Below are 19327 nucleotides of genomic sequence, written 5' to 3'. Positions count from 1 at the left end.
CGGGGGCAGCGCGAAGCACGCCCCCGGGGCCCGGCCCGAAATGTGACCAGGCCCACGACGGGGCCCGGATACGCTACCGAGGACTGCGGTACATCTCACGTCCGTCCGGTGCCCGGCGCGTCGCGATTCGCCGCGCCCCACGGGCCCCTCTAGGGTGGCGGACCATGAGCCCCGCCGCTCCAGGGAGGTTTTCAGGGCCTCCGGCGGGCTCAAGGGCCCCAAGGCTCCAAGGAGTCTCCACAGAGTCGACGGAACGTCACGACGACGAGGCAGTGGCGCTTTTCGTGTGACTCCGGAGGGTGCCGGATTGGCTTTCCCGCCGCTGGTGGGGGCAGGATGCGTATTCGGGCGCGAGGGTCTGTCAGCAGACCCGGGTCCGGGGACTGTCCGAGGGCCCTGGCAGCATCGGCTTCGATCTCACGCCTTACAGGCAAGAAGAACACGGGAGTAACAACATGAACCGCAGTGAGCTGGTGGCCGCCCTGGCCGACCGCGCCGAGGTGACCCGCAAGGACGCCGACGCTGTGCTGGCCGCTCTCGCCGAGACGGTCGGTGAGGTCGTCGCCAAGGGCGACGAGAAGGTCACCATCCCCGGCTTCCTGACCTTCGAGCGCACCCACCGTGCCGCTCGGACCGCTCGTAACCCGCAGACCGGCGACCCGATCCAGATCCCGGCCGGCTACAGCGTGAAGGTCTCCGCGGGCTCCAAGCTCAAGGAAGCCGCCAAGGGCAAGTAACACCCATAGGCGACACGCAGGGGCGGCCACCCGGACCGGGTGGCCGCCCCTGGTGTGTCCGGCCGTCAGAGGGCCGTCAGAAGCCCCGCAAGGGCGCCTGCCGGCGCCGGGTACGCCGTCGGCCCCGCTCCGAGGGGAGCGGGGCCGGCGGTGTGACGAGGGTGACAGTGCGTCAGACGAGCGCGCCGCCCGGCAGCTCGACCTTCGCGCCCAGCTCGACGAGCTTGTCCATGAAGTTCTCGTAGCCGCGGTTGATCAGATCGATGCCGTGGACCCGCGAGGTGCCCTGCGCCGCCAGCGCCGCGATCAGATACGAGAAACCGCCGCGCAGGTCGGGAATGACCAGATCCGCGCCCTGGAGCCGGGTCGGGCCCGACACGACCGCGGAGTGCAGGAAGTTGCGCTGCCCGAACCGGCAGTCCGAGCCGCCCAGGCACTCCCGGTAGAGCTGGATGTGCGCGCCCATCTGGTTGAGCGCGGAGGTGAAGCCCAGCCGCGACTCGTACACCGTCTCGTGGACGATGGAGAGCCCCGACGCCTGCGTCAGCGCCACCACCAGCGGCTGCTGCCAGTCGGTCTGGAAACCGGGGTGTACGTCCGTCTCCAGCGCGATGGCGTTGAGCGAGCCGCCCGGATGCCAGAAGCGGATGCCCTCGTCGTCGATCTCGAAGGCGCCGCCGACCTTGCGGTAGGTGTTGAGGAACGTCATCATCGAGCGCTGCTGCGCGCCGCGGACGTAGATGTTGCCCTCGGTGGCCAGCGCGGCGGAGGCCCAGGAGGCCGCCTCCAGACGGTCCGGCAGCGCCCGGTGCGTATAGCCGTCCAGCCGGTCGACACCGGTGATCCGGATCGTCCGGTCGGTGTCCATGGAAATGATCGCGCCCATCTTCTGCAGCACGCAGATGAGGTCCTCGATCTCCGGTTCCACGGCCGCGTTGGACAGTTCGGTGACGCCCTCGGCGAGTACGGCCGTCAGCAGCACCTGCTCCGTCGAGCCGACCGAGGGGTACGGCAGCCGGATCTTCGTGCCGCGCAGCCGCTGCGGCGCCTCCAGGTACTGGCCGTCCGCGCGCTTCTCGATCGTCGCGCCGAACTGGCGGAGCACGTCGAAGTGGAAGTCGATCGGCCGGCCGCCGATGTCACAGCCGCCGAGACCCGGGATGAACGCGTGGCCGAGCCGGTGCAGCAGCGGTCCGCAGAAGAGGATCGGAATGCGCGACGAGCCCGCGTGGGCATCGATGTCGGCGACATTGGCGCTCTCGACATGGGTCGGGTCGAGGATCAGCTCGCCCGGTTCGTCGCCGGGGCGTACGGTCACGCCGTGCAATTGCAGCAGTCCCCGTACGACCCGTACATCGCGGATGTCGGGCACATTGCGCAGTCTGCTCGGGCCGCTGCCGAGAAGCGCGGCGACCATGGCCTTCGGCACCAGGTTCTTCGCGCCGCGGACGCGGATCTCGCCCTCCAGCGGGGTTCCGCCGTGGACAAGCATTACATCGTCTGTGCCGGTCATGAATCTCGCGTTCCGGAGTGGGCGGGCAGGTGGCCAAGGAAAAGGGTAAGGGGCCGGGACCCCCGTCCCGTAAGGCCCGGGGAGCGGTCGGCACGCAGGCGACAGGTAATGTGCGGCGGTTCGCCACGTACGGTTCCTTATTGCTCGCGGAGGGTCACCATTTCGATTTCCGGGAAATCGCGCGCTCCCCTCCGCGCCGTGCGTCCTGAGCTGCGTTCACGCGTACTGTGCCGGGCGCGCCCCGCGGACGGCGAATATGCGGGATCATGTCTCGCATGACCGAGGTGTCCTCGCTCACAGGGCGGCTGCTTGTCGCGACTCCCGCCCTGGCCGACCCGAATTTCGACCGCGCGGTGGTGCTCCTGCTCGATCACGACGAGGAGGGCTCGCTCGGCGTGGTCCTCAACAGGCCCACGCCCGTGGGTGTCGCGGACATCCTGGAGTCCTGGGGGGAGCTGGCGGGCGAGCCCGGTGTGGTCTTCCAGGGCGGTCCCGTCTCGCTGGACTCGGCCCTCGGCCTCGCCGTGATCCCGGGCGACGAGGGGCCGTTGGGGTGGCGCCGGGTGCACGGGGCGATCGGCCTCGTCGATCTGGAGACCCCGCCCGAGCTGCTCGCGCGGGCGCTCGGCTCGCTGCGGATCTTCGCCGGTTACGCGGGCTGGGGCCCCGGCCAGCTGGAGGAAGAGCTGCGCGAAGGGGCGTGGTACGTCGTCGAGTCGGAGCCGGGCGATGTGTCGTCGCCGAGACCTGAGAGCCTGTGGCGGGCGGTGCTGCGCAGACAGCGCAGCGAACTGGCCATGGTCGCCACATATCCGGACGATCCCTCCCTCAACTGACCGCCCGGCCGAATCGACCCGTCCGTCGGCGATCCGTCGGCGCGCCGATCGCTCCGCGGTCGCCGCTCGGCGTGTCGTCGGCGTGTCGGCGCGATGCGTGAGCGTATGGCTCCGGAGTGCATGGACCCGGAGCCTCCGGGATCCCCCGGGCCTGGGTACCCTTGGCTGCTATGAGCACTCTTGAGCCCGAGCGCGGGGCAGGTACGGGCACCCTCGTGGAGCCGACACCACAGGTGTCGCACGGCGACGGCGACCACGAGCGCTTCGCCCACTACGTCCAGAAGGACAAGATCATGGCGAGTGCCCTCGACGGCACTCCCGTGGTCGCACTGTGCGGAAAGGTCTGGGTACCGGGGCGCGACCCCAAGAAGTACCCGGTCTGTCCGATGTGCAAGGAGATCTACGAGTCCATGGGTCCCGGCGGGGACAAGGGCAAGGACAAGGGCGGCAAGGACAGCGGCAAGAAGTAGCGACCGCTGGTCCACCGTCGGAGACGGCCTCCGGGACGCGCGTGCATGCGCGCGTCCCGGAGGCCGTCTCGCGTTGCGCTCCGTCCGGGCTTCGCGTGAGCTTCGTGCCGGCTTCGCACGGGCTTCGCGTCACAGATTGGTTGAGACCACTTGTCGGCGACTTCCAGCCGCGCTTAACCTCCTGCGAGTTGTGCAGCACGAAACGTTCGTTGCGCATGGTGCAACGCCGACCCGTAGGGATCCCGGATGAAGCTTTCCTCCCGCATTGCCGTCCCGGTGGCGGCACTTGCGCTCGCCGGCCTCACCGCCACCGCCTGCGCCCCGCAGACCTCCGACACCGGCGCGACGAAGGACGAGAAGAGCGGCACGCTGCGCGTCTGGCTCTTCCAGGAGGTCAACAACAAGCCCAAGGAGCAGGTCGTCGACGCCGCTGTCGCCGCCTTCGGCACGAAGCACGAGGGGACGAAGGTCGAGATCGAGTACATCCCGGTCGAGACCCGCGCCCAGCGCATCAAGGCCGCCTTCAACGATCCGAAGAGCGCGCCGGACCTGATCGAGTACGGCAACACCGACACGGCCGGATACGTCAAGGACGGCGGACTCGCCGAGGTCACCGAGGAGTTCAACGCCTGGGACGAGGCCAAGGACACCGACCCGACGGCCCGGCAGTCCGTCACGGTCGACGGCAAGATCTACGGAGCGCCCCTCTTCGTCGGCGTCCGCGCGCTCTACTACCGCACCGATGTCTTCGAGGAGCTGGGGATAGCCGCCCCCAAGTCCCAGGCCGAGCTGATCGCCACGGCCAAGAAGGTCCGCAAGGCGAAGCCGGAGCTGTACGGGCTCGCGGTCGGCGGCGCGTACACCTACGGCGCGATGCCGTTCCTCTGGGCGAACGGCGGCGAACTGGCGCAGGAGAGCGGCGGTACGTACAAGGCCGCCGTCAACAGCCCGGCCGCCCGCAAGGGCATCGAGGCGTACACCTCCCTCTTCGGTGACGACAACTGTCCGGCCGCCAAGTGCGCCTCGATGGGCGGCAACGCGACGGTGACCGCCTTCGCGTCCGGGAAGGCCGCGATGGCGATCGGCGGCGACTTCAGCCACCAGGCCGTCGAGGCGGGCACGGTGAAGGGCAAGTACGCGGTCGTGCCGCTGCCCGGGGTCGAGGCGGGCTCGGTCGCGCCGGCCTTCGCGGGCGGCAACAACATCGGCGTACTGAAGAGCAGCGCGCACCGCACGCTCGCCGTCGACCTGATGAAGTCGTTCACCGGCAAGGAGACCCAGGCCAAGCTGTTCGACGCGATGGGCTTCCTGCCGACGTACACGGACGTACTGGCCGACTCGGCGAAGAAGCAGCCGTTCATCGAGCCGTTCGTCAAGACCCTGGGCGCGGGCGCCAAGTTCGTGCCCGCGTCGCCGGGCTGGGCGCAGATCGACTCCTCGCTCGTCCTGCCGACGATGTTCCAGGAGATCGTCAGCGGCCGTAAGGACGTCGCCGCGGCGTCGGACGACGCGGCGAAGAAGATGGACGCGGCGTTCTCGTCCGCGGGCTGAGCGCCATGACGACCGAAACCGGCCGGATCGACTCCGGCCGTACGGCCGCCGGGGGCCCGGGGCCCGTACGCGAGGCCCGGCAGGCGCCCCGGAAGGCCCGGCGGACCTCCCGCCGGGCCGGCCGGGCCGGCTGGACCCCCTGGCTCTATCTCGCGCCCGCGCTCGTCGTCCTCGGCGGGCTGCTGGTCTATCCGATCTACCAACTCGGCCTGATCTCCTTCCTGGAGTACACCCAGGCGCAGGTCAGCGGCGGGGAACCGACCTCCTTCAAGGGCTTCGGCAACTACACCGCGCTCTTCGGCGACAGCCAGTTCTGGCAGGTGCTGCTGGCGACCGTGCTGTTCGCCGCGGCGTGTGTCGTCGCCACCCTCGCGGTCGGCTGCGCGCTCGCCGTCCTGCTGACGCGCGTACGGGCCGTGCCGCGGCTCGCGCTGATGCTCGCCGCGCTCGGCGCCTGGGCCACCCCCGCGATCACCGGCTCCACGGTCTGGGTGTTCCTCTTCGACCCGGACTACGGGCCGGTCAACCGGCTGCTGGGGCTCGGCGACTTCTCCTGGACGTACGGCCGCTACAGCGCCTTCGCGCTCGTCCTGTTCGAAGTGGTGTGGTGCTCGTTCCCGTTCGTGATGGTGACCGTCTACGCGGGCATCAAGGCCATCCCCGGCGAGGTGCTGGAGGCGGCCTCGCTCGACGGCGCCTCGCAATGGCGGATCTGGCGGTCGGTGACCGCGCCCATGCTGCGGCCGATCCTGGTGGTCGTCACCATCCAGTCGATCATCTGGGACTTCAAGGTCTTCACCCAGATCTATGTGATGACGAACGGCGGCGGAATCGCCGGCCAGAATCTCGTGCTCAATGTCTACGCCTATCAGCAGGCCTTCGCGTCCTCGCAGTACAGCCTGGGCTCGGCGATCGGCGTGGTCATGCTGCTGATTCTGCTCGCGGTCACGCTCGTCTATCTGCGACTGATCCGACGCCGGGGAGAAGAACTGTGAACCTGCTCGGTATTCGCCGTCCCTGGCGGCTGCTGGCCGAGGCATCCGCCCTCGTCATCGCCGTGATCGTGGCCTTTCCGCTGTACTGGATGGTCCTCTCCGCGTTCAAACCGGCCGGCGAGATCCAGTCCACGGAAGCCCGTCCCTGGACGCTCTCGCCGTCGCTCGACTCGTTCCGCCGGGTCTTCGAACAGCAGGAATTCGGGCGGTACTTCCTCAACAGCCTGGCGGTCGCCGGAACGGTCGTGATCGCCTCCGCGCTCATCGCGTTTCTGGCCGCGACGGCCGTGACCCGGTTCCGTTTCCGATTCCGTACGACTCTCCTCATCATGTTCCTCGTCGCGCAGATGGTGCCGATCGAGGCGCTGGCCATCCCGCTGTTCTTCCTGATGCGGGACGCCGGGCTGCTCAATACGCTCGGCTCGCTCGTCCTGCCGCATCTCGCCTTCTCGCTTCCGTTCGCCGTCTGGATGCTGCGCGGATTCGTCAAGGCCGTCCCCGAGGCGCTGGAGGAGGCCGCGTACATCGACGGCGCGAGCCGTACCCGGTTCCTGTGGCAGATCCTTTTCCCGCTGGTCTTCCCCGGGCTTGTCGCGACGAGTGTCTTCTCCTTCATCTCGACCTGGAACGACTTCCTCTTCGCCAAGTCCTTCATCATCAGCGACACCTCCCAGTCGACCCTTCCGATGGCGCTGCTGGTCTTCTTCAAACCGGACGAGAACGACTGGGGCGGGATCATGGCCGCGTCTACGGTGATGACCGTTCCCGTGCTGGTTTTCTTTGTGCTCGTACAACGGCGCCTGGTCTCCGGACTCGGCGGCGCCGTCAAGGATTAGAGGTGGACTTCATGGATCTGATCCCGGACCCCAGGCGGGCCTGGCCGGCGCAGCCGGGAGCGGGTGCCTTCCCGCTCGACGGCGAGACCGTGATCGAGGCAGGGCCCGGTACGGAGGGCGTGGCGCGGTGGTTCCGTACGGCCGTCGGAGCCGCGACGGGGCTGCCGTTCGCGGACGACGCCGGGGTCATCGGCGCTGACGACAACCGGATCGTCCTGGGGATCAGTCCGGACATCGCGCGCGAACTGGGCCCCGAGGGGTACCGGATCAGCGTCGACGCGGAGGCGATCCGTATCGAGGGCGGCGCCGCCGCCGGGGTCTTCTGGGGGGCGCAGACCGTCCGACAGCTGCTCGGGCCCGACGCGTACCGCAGGGCGCCGCTCGACTCCACGCGTGAGTGGGCCGTACCGATGACCCTCATCGAGGACGCGCCCCGCTTCGGCTGGCGCGGGCTGATGCTCGACGTGGCACGCCACTTCATGCCCAAGGACGGCGTCCTGCGCTATCTGGACCTGCTCGCCGCCCACAAGCTGAATGTCTTCCACTTCCATCTCACCGACGACCAGGGCTGGCGCGTCGAGATCAAGAAGCATCCGCGACTGACGGAAGTCGGCTCCTGGCGCTCGCGCACCAAATGGGGCCACCGCGCCTCCGAGCTCTGGGAGGAGAAGCCGCACGGCGGTTACTACACCCAGGACGACATCCGCGAGATCGTCGCGTACGCCGCCGAGCGGCATATCACCGTCGTCCCCGAGATCGATATCCCGGGGCATTCGCAGGCCGCCATCGCCGCGTATCCGGAACTCGGCAACACCGATGTCATCGACACGACCTCCCTCACCGTCTGGGACACCTGGGGCATTACCGCAAACGTACTCGCTCCCACTGACAACACCCTGCGGTTCTACGAGGACGTCTTCGAGGAACTGCTCACCCTCTTCCCCTCGACCTTCATCCACATCGGCGGGGACGAGTGCCTCAAGGACCAGTGGAAGCAGTCGCCGACGGCCCAGGCGAGGATCGCGCGGCTCGGTCTGGCCGGCGAGGACGAGCTCCAGTCCTGGTTCATCCGGCACTTCGACCGCTGGCTCGCCGAGCGCGGCCGGCGGCTGATCGGCTGGGACGAGATCCTGGAGGGCGGGCTCGCGCCGGGCGCCGCCGTGTCGTCCTGGCGCGGATACGCGGGCGGGATCGCCGCCGCGAAGGCCGGCCACGATGTCGTCATGTGTCCCGAGCAGCAGGTGTATCTGGACCACCGTCAGGCGGCCGGCGACGACGAGCCGATGCCCATCGGGTACGTACGCACCCTGGAGGACGTCTACCGCTTCGAGCCCCTGCCGCCCGAGCTCACCGAGGAGGAGGCGGCCCATGTCCTCGGCACCCAGGCCAATGTCTGGACCGAGGTGATGCACGACAGCTCCCGCGTCGACTACCAGGTCTTCCCGCGGCTCGCCGCCTTCGCGGAAGTCGCCTGGTCGGACCTCCCGGCCCCCGCCGAACGTGATTTCGCCGACTTCGAGCAGCGCATGGCGGAGCACTACCGGCGCCTTGACGCGCTCGGGGTCGAATACCGGCCGCCCGGCGGGCCGTTGCCCTGGCAGCGCCGCCCGGCCCCCGACGGAGACAATGCCAGCCTCGGGCGCCCGATCGAGGGGGCGCCCCCAAACGTGTGAGCCCATGGGGAGATGGCCGCCCCGAGACCGTGTCCCTGGGACCGTGGTAGTCCGTAAGGATAAGTAGTCCGTACGGACAAGTCGTACAACGACCGCTGAAGAGTGGCATTCCGTATGTGACGGCAAAGAGGTGCGAAACCGGACCTTCCCCCTGGTGGGGGACGGATGCGTCCTTCGCGGACCCTCGCGTCGGGCGGGCCGGAAGATGTGCCAGAGTTGCCACGTCCGGTCTGTGAGCACGTACGGTACGGCAACACGGGCGGGACACCGGGACACCGGAAAGGGGCAGCTGGGTTGACCACGCACGCACCGCAGACGGCGCAGTTCGTGACGCTGCCGGCCTCGCTGGACGAGGCCGTGGCGGCACTCACCGCGATGCCTGCCGCCGTGCCCGTCGCGGGTGGGACCGATCTCATGGCGGCCGTCAACAAGGGCCAGTTGCGGCCCGCGGGACTCGTCGGCCTCGGCCGGATCAGCGAGCTGCGCGGCTGGCACTACCAGGACGGTCACGCCCTGCTCGGCGCCGGTCTCACCCACGCGCGCATGGGCAGGCCGGACTTCGCGGCCCTCATCCCCGCGCTCGCCGCGTCCGCGCGCGCGGCGGGCCCGCCGCAGATCCGTAACGCGGGGACGCTCGGCGGCAATATCGCCACCGCGGCCCCGACCGGCGACGCGCTGCCCGTACTCGCCGCGCTGGAGGCCGATCTGGTGGTCGGGGGGCCCGGCGGCGCGCGCCGTGAGATCCCCGTCTCGCATCTGCTGGCCGGCCGCGAGATGCTCGCGCCCGCCGAACTCATCGGCTTCGTACGGGTGCCCCTGCTGCACGCGCCCCAGGTCTTCCTCAAGGCGACCGGACGGACCGGGCCCGGCAGGGCCACCGCGTCCGTGGCCGTCGTGCTCGACCCGGCGCGGCGCGGGGTGCGGTGCGCGGTCGGCGCCATCGCGCCGATGCCGCTGCGCCCGCTGGAGGCGGAGCGCTGGATCGCCTCACTGATCGACTGGGACGGCGCGCGCGGGCTCGCGCAGGAGGCGCTCGCCGCCTTCGGCGAGTACGTCGCCGCGGCCTGTATCCCGGACCCGCCGGCGCCGGCCGACGGGGGCGAAGTGCCCCCGCCGTCGCCCGCCGTACTGCATCTGCGGCGCATGGTCGCCGCGCTGGCCCGACGAGCACTGGGGAGGGCGCTGTCGTGACCACCAACGAGAACTCCGGTGGCGGCTCCGGGGCCCCCGAGGGTCAGGGCGGCTGGCAGCCGGTCCCGCAGGGCGGGGAGTACGACGGCGAGTCGACCGCCTTCGTGCAACTGCCCCCGGAGGACACCTTCGACGCGCCGCTGGCCGCGCCGGGGCACGGGTACGTACCGCCGCAGTTCGTGCCGCCCGCGCCGGTCGACCCGTCGGCGGCCGACGCCCAGGACGGGGCCCACTGGCCGGACCCGCAGCAGGGCGGCGGGGCGCAGGACCACGCGCCGTACCCGCAGGGCGGCTATGCCCAGGGCGGATACGCGCAGGGCGGTTACGGCCACGTCGGCTACGGGCCCGGCGGTGGCTACGACCCGCAGGCGACGGACCAGTGGAACTACGGCGACACGGGCGCGGGTAACGGCGCCGACGCCGGGGCGGGAGCGGGACAGGCCGCCCCGGGGGACGCGGCGGTTGCCTCCGAGCTGACCGGCCAGTGGACGATCCCGATCGCCCAGGGTGATCTTCCGGACGAATCCGGCGAGTTCAGCAAGTCGGTGCTGGCGTCCCAGTGGAACGGCGGCAGCCCGCCGGCGACGTTGCCGGGCGGCGCCGCCGCGCCGTGGGCGACGGAACCGGCACCGCCCGGCGGAGACGCCGGCGCATTCGCCGCCCCGGAGAGCGTCGAGGCGCCGGGGGTCCCGGAGGCCCAGGCGCCCGTGGAGCCCGAGCCGTCCGCCGTCCTGCCGGACGCCGTACCGGACCTCGCGCACGAGCCCGGCCCGGGGACCATGCCCGAGGCGGCTCCTGAGGCCGCTCCCGAGATCCCGGCCGAGCCCGAGCACGCCTCCGAGCCCGTGGCGGAGACCGCGCCGGAGCCCGGACCGGAATCCGGGACCGCGCCGGAGGCCGAGCCCGAGCCCGCGCCCCTCACCAGCAGCAACGACAGCGCCGAACACCCCTCCGGCTCCTACGTCCTGCGCGTCAACGGCGCCGACCGCCCCGTCACGGACGCCTGGATCGGCGAGTCGCTGCTGTACGTGCTGCGCGAGCGCCTCGGCCTCGCGGGCGCCAAGGACGGCTGCTCCCAGGGCGAATGCGGCGCCTGCAACGTCCAGGTCGACGGCCGGCTCGTCGCCTCCTGCCTCGTCCCCGCCGCCACCGCCGCCGGCTCCGAGGTCCGTACGGTCGAGGGGCTGGCCGCCGACGGCGAACCCTCCGACGTCCAGCGGGCGCTGGCGAAGTGCGGGGCCGTGCAGTGCGGGTTCTGCGCCCCCGGAATGGCCATGACCGTCCACGACCTCCTGGAGGGCAACCACGCCCCCAGCGAGCTGGAGACCCGCCAGGCGCTCTGCGGCAACCTCTGCCGCTGCTCGGGCTACCGCGGCGTGCTCGACGCCGTGAGCGAGGTCGTCGCCGGGCGCAGGGCGAGCGCGGAGGCCGCCGCCGCGGCCTCCGAGGAAGCCCGTATCCCGCACCAGGCACCCCCCGGGGCCGGCAGCGCCCAGCCCCCGCACAGCGATCCGCACACCAACTCGCACCCGCACTCGCCCGACGGAGGCATGGCGTGAGCAACGACGCGGCCACCGGGACCCCGACGCTCGACGGCCCCCAGCAGGAGCCGCCCGCGCACGGCCTCGGCGCATCCCTCCCCCCGGCCGACGCGCGCGCGAAGACCGAGGGCACGTTCCCGTACGCCGCCGACCTGTGGGCCGAGGGTCTGCTGTGGGCGGCGATCCTGCGCTCGCCGCACCCGCACGCCCGTATCGTCTCGATCGACACCGCCGCGGCCGCCGAGATGCCGGGCGTACGCGCCGTCGTCACGCACGAGGACGTCCCGGGCGACTCGGCGTACGGCAGGCGGATCGCCGACCGGCCCGTCTTCGCCTCGGAGGTCGTGCGCCACCACGGCGAGGCGATCGCCGCCGTCGCCGCCGACCACCCCGACACGGCCCGGCTCGCCGCCGCCGCGATCGCCGTCGAGTACGAGGTGCTCGACCCGGTCACCGACCCCGAGAAGGCGTTCGCCGCCGAGCCGCTGCACCCCGACGGCAATCTGATCCGCCATATCCCGCTGCGCTACGGCGATCCGGACATCACCGGCGAGGTGGTCGTGGAGGGGCTGTACCGCATCGGCCGCCAGGACCCGGCGCCCATCGGCGCCGAGGCGGGCCTCGCCGTACCGAGACCCGACGGCGGCGTCGAGATCTACACCGCCTCCACCGACCCGCACACCGACCGCGATCTGGCCGCCGCCTGCTTCGGTCTGGAGCCGGACCGGGTGAAGATCGTCGTCACCGGCGTCCCCGGCGCCACCGGCGACCGCGAGGACCCGGGCTTCCAGATCCCGCTCGGCCTGCTCGCGCTGCGGACCGGCTGCCCGGTCAAACTCGCCGCGACCCGCGAGGAGTCCTTCCTCGGCCACGCCCACCGCCACCCGACGCTGCTGCGCTACCGCCACCACGCGGACGCCGAGGGCCGGCTCGTCAAGGTCGAGGCCCAGATCCTGCTGGACGCGGGCGCGTACGCGGACGCCTCGTCCGAGTCCCTGGCGGCGGCGGTCGCCTTCGCCTGCGGCCCGTACGTCGTGCCGCACGCCTTCATCGAGGGCTGGGCCGTACGCACCAACAACCCGCCCTCCGGCCATGTACGGGGCGAGGGCGCGATGCAGGTGTGCGCGGCGTACGAGGGCCAGATGGACAAGCTGGCCGCCAAGCTGGGTGTGGAGCCGGCCGAGCTGCGTCTGCGCAACGTCCTGGCCACCGGCGACATCCTGCCCACCAGCCAGACGGTGACCTGCCCGGCGCCCGTGGCCGAACTGCTCCGTTCCGTACGCGACTTCCCGCTGCCCCCGCTCCCCAAGGACACCCCCGAGGCGGCCTGGCTGCTGCCCGGAGGCCCCGAGGGCGCGGGCGAGCCGGGGGCCGTACGCCGGGGCGTCGGCTACGCGCTCGGCATGGTCCATATGCTCGGCGCGGAGGGCGCGGACGAGGTCTCCACGGCCACCGTCAAGGTCCACGACGGCGTGGCCACGGTCATCTGCGCGGCCGTCGAGACCGGCCAGGGCTTCGCCACCCTCGCCCGGCAGATCGTGCAGGAGACGCTGGGCATCGAGGAGGTCCATGTCGCCTCGGTCGACACGGACCAGCCCCCGGCGGGCCCGGCCGCCCACGGTCGGCACACCTGGGTCTCGGGCGGCGCGGTCGAGCGGGCCGCGAAGATGGTCCGTACGCAGCTGCTCCAGCCGCTGGCCCACAAGTTCGGAATGTCCACCGAGCTGCTCCAGATCACGGACGGCAAGATCACCTCGTACGACGGGGTGCTGTCCACGACGGTCACCGAGGCGATGGACGGCAAGGAACTCTGGGCGACGGCGCAGTGCCGCCCCCACCCCACCGAACCCCTCGACGCCTCGGGACAGGGCGACGCCTTCGTGGGCCTGGCCTTCTGCGCGATCCGCGCGGTCGTGGACGTCGACATCGAGCTGGGCTCGGTCCGGGTCGTGGAGATGGCCGTGGCCCAGGACGTCGGGCGGGTCCTCAACCCGGCGCAGCTGGCGACCCGTATCGAGGCGGGTGTCACGCAGGGCATCGGTACGGCCCTGACGGAGAACCTCCGCACGACCCGCGGTGTGGTCCGCCGCCCCGACCTCACGGGGTACGCGCTTCCGACGTCCCTGGACGCGCCGGACATCCGTATCGTCAAGCTGGTCGAGGAGCGCGACGTGGTGGCCCCCTTCGGCGCCAAGCCCGCGAGCGCGGCCCCGGTGGTCACGTCCCCGGCGGCGGTCGCCTCGGCGGTCCGCGCGGCCACGGGCCGGCCCATCAGCCGCCTCCCGATCCGCCCGCAGGCGGCGGTGGCGGCGGCGCCTGCGGGTTCGTAGCGCGGTCGTACTGGACCGCCGTGGTGCAGGACATCGTCCTCGGCGCGGACCTGGCGGAGTACGTCGCCCTCGTCCGCACCCGCCCGCTGTCGAGTCGCTGGACCGCGTACTCCGCGTGGAACCCCACGCCTCGGCCTCTGGCTGGACGCGTCGGGCCTGGACGTGGCGGAGACGGTGGACACGATCCTGGCGGGTCTCGACGGGGCGCGGGTGAACTGAGGGGCGGCCCACGACGCCGGGCGGCCGCCCCTGGAATCCCCGGGGCGGCCGCTTTCGTGTTCCTGGAGGCCGTGGCGGGAATCGAACCCGCGTAACTCGCTTTGCAGGCGAGCCCCTGAACCACTCGGGCACACGGCCGTGCCTCACTTCCTGTTCATGACCGTAGGCCCGTGGCGCGCGGCGCTCAAGGTGTCCCGGCGGGCCGCAACGCGACTGCCACACTGCGTTCACGGTGGGCCGTCGGGCCGGTGGGTCCGGGGCGGGGGAGGCGTACATCCAAGGGACCAGATCCGATCAGCCCTACGACAGGGCCGAATCAGGGCTGTGCCCCTTACTCTGAGTCCATGACCGCCCTGGACCCACGCGACGCCGATGTCGCTCCCGCCGAGATATCCGCCGTAGCGGCCCCTTCACCGAAATCCCCCCAGGCAAGCGATCAGGGCGGCCCCCCTGACCAGGGCGGTGTGCTGGGGCCTGAGCATCGGGCGCTCAGTATCGGCATCGTCTCCGTCGTCCTGCTCATCGCCTTCGAGGCGACCGCCGTCGGTACCGCGATGCCGGTCGCCGCGCGAGAGCTGCACGGGATTCCGCTGTACGCCTTCGCGTTCTCCGCGTACTTCACCACCAGCCTCTTCGCCATGGTGCTCTCCGGGCAGTGGGCCGACCGCAGCGGGCCGCTCGCGCCGCTCGCCACCGGGATCAGTGCCTTCGGGGCCGGGCTGCTGCTGTCGGGCACGGCGGGCACCATGTGGCTGTTCATCCTCGGCCGCGCCGTCCAGGGACTCGGCGGCGGGCTGGTCATCGTCGCGCTCTATGTCGTCGTCAGCCGGGCCTACTCGGAGCGGCTGCGGCCCTCGATCATGGCCGCGTTCGCCGCGAGCTGGGTGATCCCCTCCGTCGTCGGGCCGCTCGCCTCCGGCACCGTCACCGAACACCTCGGCTGGCGCTGGGTCTTCATCGGTATCCCGGTCCTGGTCGTGCTGCCGCTGGCGCTCGCGCTGCCCGCGATACGCCGCAAGGCGTCGGGGCCCGCCGACGCCGAGGGGCCCGTCCCGGCCTTCGACCGGCGCCGGATCCGGCTCGCGCTGGGGATCTCGCTGGGCGCGGGGCTGCTCCAGTACGCGGGCCAGGACCTGCGGTGGCTCTCGCTCCTCCCGGCGCTGGCCGGTGTCGCGTTCCTCGTCCCCGCCGTCCTCGGGCTGCTGCCGCACGGCACCTGGCGCGCGGCGCGCGGGTTGCCCTCCGTGGTGCTGCTGCGCGGGGTCGCCGCCGGGGCGTTCATCGCCGCCGAGAGCTTCGTACCGCTGATGCTCGTCACCCAGCGCGGGCTGTCGCCGACGATGGCCGGGCTCTCGCTCGCGGTGGGCGGCGCGACCTGGGCGCTCGGCTCGTACGTCCAGTCCAGGCCGCGCCTGGAGCCGTACCGCGAGCGGCTGATGGCAGGCGGGATGGTGCTGGTCGCGCTGTCGATCGCGACCGCGCCGAGCGTGCTCATCGAGTCCGTACCGGTATGGATCGTCGCGGTCGCCTGGGCCTTCGGCTGCCTCGGCATGGGCGCCGTGATCGCCTCGACCAGCGTGCTGCTGCTCAAGCTGTCGGCGCCCGAGGAGGCGGGCGCGAACTCCGCCGCGCTCCAGATCTCCGACGGGCTGTCGAACGTCCTCCTGCTGGCGGCGGGAGGCGCGGCGTTCGCGGCCCTGGGCGGCGGCGCGGTGGGCGGCCACGCCGCCTCGGCCGCGTCGGGTGCCGCGGGATCCCACCCGGCGGCCTTCGCGGCGGTGTTCCTGCCGATGGCGGTGGTGGCGCTGGTGGGGGTGTGGGTGGCGACGCGGGTACGGACCCGCTGACCGGTACCACTCTGGCCCCAGGCGCGGTACCATTCTGGTATGGCAATGAACCTGCGTCTTCGTGACGACCAGACCGAGGCGCTCAAGCAGCGCGCCGAGCAGCAGGGGACCAGCATGCACGCCATACTGCTCCAGGCCGTGGACGACTATCTGGCCAGAACCGCGCATGAGGCGATGGTCCGGAAGACGGCGAAGGAACAAGTCGCCAAGTGGGGCGAGCTCATGGAGCGGCTCAAGTGACCTGTGTCTATCTCTCCGCCGAGGATGTTCTGGTCATTGCCGAGCACGCCTGCGACGACATGCGGGTAGTGGTCCGTGACGTGGGGCTCCTGGAGTCGGCCGTGCACCGCCCGTCCGCCGCCATGTTCGGCCAGGAGGCGTATCCGGACCTGTTCGACAAGGCTGCCGCGCTCCTGCAGTCCCTGGCCATCAACCATCCGCTGTTCGACGGCAACAAGCGGACGGCATGGCTGTCATGCGTCACGTTCCTGGCCATGAATGACGTGCAGCTGCGCCCGGACATCGACGCGGCGGAACGGCTGGTCATCGCTGTGGCTACGGGGCAGATGGACGAGGTGAAGGCCATCTCGGAAGGTCTCCGGGAGCTGCTCGACCCGCAGATGTGACAGGCGTCGCAGTCTGACTGCTCACGGCTCATGCGGACGAGGACCGGGCCACCCCACCGGTAGGGTGGCCCGGTTGTCGTACGTACCCCCGCCCCACCCCGCCAACCCGCGCCCGAACCGGAGACCGTGACTACTACCGCCTCCTCCCACCACCTCTCACCCGCCTTCCCGGGCCGCGCCCCCTGGGGCACCGCGAACAAGCTGCGTGCCTGGCAGGAGGGTGCGCTCGGCCGCTATCTGGAGCAGCAGCCGCGTGACTTCCTCGCCGTCGCCACCCCCGGCGCCGGGAAGACGACCTTCGCGCTGACGCTCGCCTCCTGGCTGCTGCATCACCATGTCGTCCAGCAGGTGACCGTCGTCGCGCCGACCGAGCACCTCAAGAAGCAGTGGGCGGAGGCCGCCGCGCGGATAGGTATCAAGCTCGACCCGGACTATTCGGCGGGGCCGGTGAGCAAGGAGTACGACGGCGTCGCCATCACCTACGCCGGCGTCGGCGTGCGGCCCATGCTGCACCGCAACCGGTGCGAGCAGCGCAAGACCCTGGTCATCCTCGACGAGATCCACCACGCGGGCGACTCCAAGTCCTGGGGCGAGGCGTGTCTTGAGGCGTTCGAGCCCGCGACCCGGCGGCTCGCGCTGACCGGTACGCCGTTCAGGTCCGACACCAATCCCATCCCCTTCGTGGCGTACGAGGAGGGCAACGACGGCATCCGCCGCTCGGCCGCCGACTACACCTACGGGTACGGCAACGCCCTCGGCGACGGCGTCGTCCGGCCCGTCATCTTCCTCAGCTACAGCGGCAATATGCGCTGGCGCACCAAGGCCGGTGACGAGATCGCGGCCAAGCTCGGCGAGCCCATGACCAAGGACGCCATCTCGCAGGCGTGGCGCACCGCGCTCGACCCGCGCGGCGACTGGATGCCCAATGTGCTGCGCGCCGCGGACCAGCGGCTGACCGAGGTGCGCAAGGGCATCCCGGACGCCGGCGGTCTGGTCATCGCGACCGACCAGGACTCGGCGCGCGCGTACGCCAAGATCATCCGCGAGATCACCGGCTCGAAGGCGACCGTCGTCCTCTCCGACGACACCGGCGCGTCGAAGCGGATCGACGAGTTCAGCGAGAGCGACGACCGCTGGATGGTCGCGGTCCGGATGGTGTCGGAGGGCGTCGACGTACCGCGCCTGGCCGTCGGCGTGTACGCCACCACCATCTCGACCCCGCTCTTCTTCGCGCAGGCCGTGGGCCGTTTCGTACGTTCACGCCGGCGCGGCGAGACCGCGTCCGTCTTCCTGCCCACCATCCCGGGCCTGCTCGGCTTCGCCGCCGAGATGGAGGTCGAGCGCGACCACGTACTCGACAAGCCGAAGAAGAACGGCGAGGAGGACCCCTACGCCGAGTCCGAGAAGGAGATGGCGGAGGCCGAGAAGCAGCAGGACGAGGACACCGGCGAGCAGGACATGCTGCCCTTCGAGGCGCTGGAGTCCGACGCCGTCTTCGACCGGGTGCTCTACGACGGCGCCGAATTCGGCATGCAGGCCCACCCGGGCAGCGAGGAGGAGCAGGACTACCTCGGTATCCCCGGGCTGCTGGAGCCCGACCAGGTGCAGATGCTCCTCCAGAAGCGGCAGGCGCGGCAGATCGCGCACAGCCGCAAGAAGCCGGACGCCGAGGCGGATCTGCTGGAGCTGCCGGCCGAGCGGCGGCCCGTGGTCTCCCACAAGGAGCTGCTGGAGCTGCGCAAGCAGCTGAACACGATGGTCGGCGCGTATGTCCACCAGAGCGGCAAGCCGCACGGCGTGATCCACACGGAGCTGCGCCGGGTGTGCGGGGGGCCGCCGAGCGCCGAGGCGACGGCGGGGCAGATCCGGGAACGGATCGCGAAGGTGGGGGAGTGGGCCACCCGGATGCGGTGATGCCGTGGAGATTTCCGGCGGACGCCGTAGCGGTGATCGACAGAGGTCGTAGCGGTTTTCCGTACGCCGTGGCCGCTGCCGGGCCCCGCAGCGGCCACTATCGCCTCCGAAGCCGTCCGGTATGGCGTGAATGATCGATCCAAGTCCCCGTTCTGTCGGATTTTGTCCGCGAATAGGGATCAACTCTCCTTCTGTGCCCGGATTCTGGACGAGGTCTTCCGCTGAGCGGTGTCCATGGTTAGTGTCCCCGCAATGTAAACGCTCCGTGGCAACTCCGCCGCGTAGCGCAGCCGGTGGTGCCGAGGCCCGCCGGCGGCCTCACTCCGAAGGAGAAGGCGTCGTGACCGCGGAGACCTCCCAGACGCTCGACCGGGGACTGCGCGTCCTCAAGCTGCTCGCCGACACCGATCACGGTCTGACGGTCACCGAGCTGTCCAACAAGCTCGGTGTCAACAGGACGGTGGTCTACCGACTGCTCGCCACCCTCGAACAGCACGCCCTGGTCCGTCGCGATCTGGGCGGCCGGGCCAGGGTGGGCCTCGGCGTGCTGCGCCTGGGCCGCCAGGTGCATCCGCTGGTACGGGAGGCCGCCCTGCCCGCCCTGCGCTCGCTCGCCGAGGACATCGGCGCCACCGCGCATCTGACGCTCGTGGACGGGGCGGAGGCGCTGGCCGTCGCGGTCGTCGAACCGACCTGGACCGACTACCACGTCGCCTACCGGGCCGGCTTCCGCCATCCGCTCGACCGGGGCGCCGCGGGCAAGGCGATTCTCGCCGCCCGTCAGGCCGCCCTCACCGAGCCGCGCTGCACCCTCACCCACGGTGAGCTGGAGGCCGGTGCCAGCGGGGCCGCCGCCGCGCTGATAGGGGTCACCGGGATAGAGGGCAGCGTGGGTGTGGTGATGCTCGCGGACGCCGTACCCGAACGGGTGGGGCCACGGGTCGTGGACGCGGCCCGGGAAGTGGCGGACGCACTGCGCTGAACTCCGGCCGGGCGGGCGGACCGGCCGGACCCACCGGTCCGACCGACCGGTCCGCCCCGCCGTACC

At 71.2% G+C, this 19327-nt stretch carries 16 protein-coding genes and 1 tRNA gene; 15 read left to right on the top strand and 2 right to left on the bottom strand.

What is annotated here, in order from left to right; genetic code table 11:
- Positions 1–455 precede the first annotated feature (455 nt).
- Positions 456–737 carry an HU family DNA-binding protein gene (locus IF11_RS0131115; RefSeq protein ID WP_004571953.1) on the top strand — a complete coding sequence of 94 codons (282 nt, stop codon included), beginning with the start codon at positions 456–458 and terminating at the stop codon, positions 735–737.
- Between the two features lie 172 nt (positions 738–909).
- Here IF11_RS0131115 and murA read toward each other — a convergent pair whose 3' ends face one another.
- The gene (murA, locus tag IF11_RS0131110; RefSeq protein WP_030355122.1) at positions 910–2250 is read right to left on the bottom strand and encodes a UDP-N-acetylglucosamine 1-carboxyvinyltransferase; all 1341 of its coding nucleotides are present in this window, start codon (positions 2248–2250) and stop codon (positions 910–912) included.
- 275 nt (positions 2251–2525) lie between these two features.
- Between murA and IF11_RS0131105 the strand changes: the two genes are divergently transcribed.
- The 9 genes from IF11_RS0131105 to IF11_RS0131065 all read left to right on the top strand — a co-directional run bounded on the left by IF11_RS0131105 (position 2526) and on the right by IF11_RS0131065 (position 13673).
- Positions 2526–3086 carry a YqgE/AlgH family protein gene (locus IF11_RS0131105; protein ID WP_030355121.1) on the top strand — a complete coding sequence of 187 codons (561 nt, stop codon included), beginning with the start codon at positions 2526–2528 and terminating at the stop codon, positions 3084–3086.
- A gap of 170 nt (positions 3087–3256) precedes the next feature.
- On the top strand, positions 3257–3556 hold the full coding sequence (locus IF11_RS0131100; protein WP_030355120.1) for a DUF3039 domain-containing protein: 300 nt from the start codon (positions 3257–3259) through the stop codon (positions 3554–3556).
- 246 nt (positions 3557–3802) lie between these two features.
- Positions 3803–5107 carry an extracellular solute-binding protein gene (locus IF11_RS0131095; protein WP_030355119.1) on the top strand — a complete coding sequence of 435 codons (1305 nt, stop codon included), beginning with the start codon at positions 3803–3805 and terminating at the stop codon, positions 5105–5107.
- A gap of 5 nt (positions 5108–5112) precedes the next feature.
- A complete protein-coding gene (locus IF11_RS0131090) occupies positions 5113–6102 on the top strand; it encodes a carbohydrate ABC transporter permease (protein ID WP_030355118.1) in 990 nt (329 codons plus the stop codon).
- Between the two features lie 2 nt (positions 6103–6104).
- Positions 6105–6938, top strand: a complete 834-nt coding sequence (locus IF11_RS0131085; protein ID WP_206300598.1) for a carbohydrate ABC transporter permease — start codon at positions 6105–6107, stop codon at positions 6936–6938.
- A gap of 11 nt (positions 6939–6949) precedes the next feature.
- On the top strand, positions 6950–8611 hold the full coding sequence (locus IF11_RS0131080; RefSeq protein WP_030355116.1) for a beta-N-acetylhexosaminidase: 1662 nt from the start codon (positions 6950–6952) through the stop codon (positions 8609–8611).
- A 294-nt stretch (positions 8612–8905) separates the two neighbouring features.
- Complete coding sequence (locus IF11_RS0131075) at positions 8906–9802, top strand: FAD binding domain-containing protein (RefSeq protein WP_030355115.1); 897 nt, start codon at positions 8906–8908, stop codon at positions 9800–9802.
- A complete protein-coding gene (locus tag IF11_RS0131070; protein WP_051746379.1) occupies positions 9799–11361 on the top strand; it encodes a (2Fe-2S)-binding protein in 1563 nt (520 codons plus the stop codon). The genes IF11_RS0131075 and IF11_RS0131070 overlap by 4 nt, the downstream gene beginning before the upstream one ends.
- On the top strand, positions 11358–13673 hold the full coding sequence (locus IF11_RS0131065; RefSeq protein WP_030355113.1) for a xanthine dehydrogenase family protein molybdopterin-binding subunit: 2316 nt from the start codon (positions 11358–11360) through the stop codon (positions 13671–13673). Before IF11_RS0131070 ends, IF11_RS0131065 begins: the two co-directional genes overlap by 4 nt.
- Positions 13674–13955: 282 nt before the next feature.
- On the opposite strand, the gene IF11_RS0131060 is transcribed toward IF11_RS0131065, so the two are convergent.
- Positions 13956–14030 (bottom strand) — tRNA-Cys (locus IF11_RS0131060).
- A gap of 206 nt (positions 14031–14236) precedes the next feature.
- Between IF11_RS0131060 and IF11_RS0131055 the strand changes: the two genes are divergently transcribed.
- From IF11_RS0131055 to IF11_RS0131035, 5 genes are all read left to right on the top strand, one after another.
- On the top strand, positions 14237–15739 hold the full coding sequence (locus tag IF11_RS0131055) for an MFS transporter (RefSeq protein WP_030355112.1): 1503 nt from the start codon (positions 14237–14239) through the stop codon (positions 15737–15739).
- Positions 15740–15778: 39 nt separating this feature from the next.
- Positions 15779–15979: a ribbon-helix-helix protein, CopG family gene (locus IF11_RS0131050; protein ID WP_030355111.1), complete on the top strand. Its 201-nt coding sequence runs from the start codon at positions 15779–15781 to the stop codon at positions 15977–15979.
- On the top strand, positions 15976–16365 hold the full coding sequence (locus IF11_RS0131045; RefSeq protein ID WP_030355110.1) for a type II toxin-antitoxin system death-on-curing family toxin: 390 nt from the start codon (positions 15976–15978) through the stop codon (positions 16363–16365). The genes IF11_RS0131050 and IF11_RS0131045 overlap by 4 nt, the downstream gene beginning before the upstream one ends.
- A 126-nt stretch (positions 16366–16491) precedes the next feature.
- Complete coding sequence (locus IF11_RS0131040; RefSeq protein ID WP_030355109.1) at positions 16492–18279, top strand: DEAD/DEAH box helicase; 1788 nt, start codon at positions 16492–16494, stop codon at positions 18277–18279.
- 340 nt (positions 18280–18619) lie between these two features.
- Complete coding sequence (locus IF11_RS0131035) at positions 18620–19261, top strand: IclR family transcriptional regulator (RefSeq protein ID WP_030355108.1); 642 nt, start codon at positions 18620–18622, stop codon at positions 19259–19261.
- Positions 19262–19327: the final 66 nt, after the last annotated feature.

It is taken from the genome of Streptomyces scopuliridis RB72, from assembly GCF_000718095.1.
Classification (GTDB): Bacteria; Actinomycetota; Actinomycetes; order Streptomycetales; family Streptomycetaceae; genus Streptomyces; species Streptomyces scopuliridis.
Note: the sequence above shows the minus strand (reverse complement) of the source record. Positions and strands in the feature narration are given on the sequence as shown.

Coding starts and splice junctions, on each gene's coding strand:
- IF11_RS0131050 (WP_030355111.1), top strand. CDS start 15,779: ATGGCAATGAACCTGCGTCTTCGTGACGACCAGACCGAGGCGCTCAAG.
- IF11_RS0131055 (WP_030355112.1), top strand. CDS start 14,237: ATGACCGCCCTGGACCCACGCGACGCCGATGTCGCTCCCGCCGAGATA.
- murA (WP_030355122.1), bottom strand. CDS start 2,250: ATGACCGGCACAGACGATGTAATGCTTGTCCACGGCGGAACCCCGCTG.
- IF11_RS0131090 (WP_030355118.1), top strand. CDS start 5,113: ATGACGACCGAAACCGGCCGGATCGACTCCGGCCGTACGGCCGCCGGG.
- IF11_RS0131115 (WP_004571953.1), top strand. CDS start 456: ATGAACCGCAGTGAGCTGGTGGCCGCCCTGGCCGACCGCGCCGAGGTG.
- IF11_RS0131100 (WP_030355120.1), top strand. CDS start 3,257: ATGAGCACTCTTGAGCCCGAGCGCGGGGCAGGTACGGGCACCCTCGTG.
- IF11_RS0131080 (WP_030355116.1), top strand. CDS start 6,950: ATGGATCTGATCCCGGACCCCAGGCGGGCCTGGCCGGCGCAGCCGGGA.
- IF11_RS0131095 (WP_030355119.1), top strand. CDS start 3,803: ATGAAGCTTTCCTCCCGCATTGCCGTCCCGGTGGCGGCACTTGCGCTC.
- IF11_RS0131105 (WP_030355121.1), top strand. CDS start 2,526: ATGACCGAGGTGTCCTCGCTCACAGGGCGGCTGCTTGTCGCGACTCCC.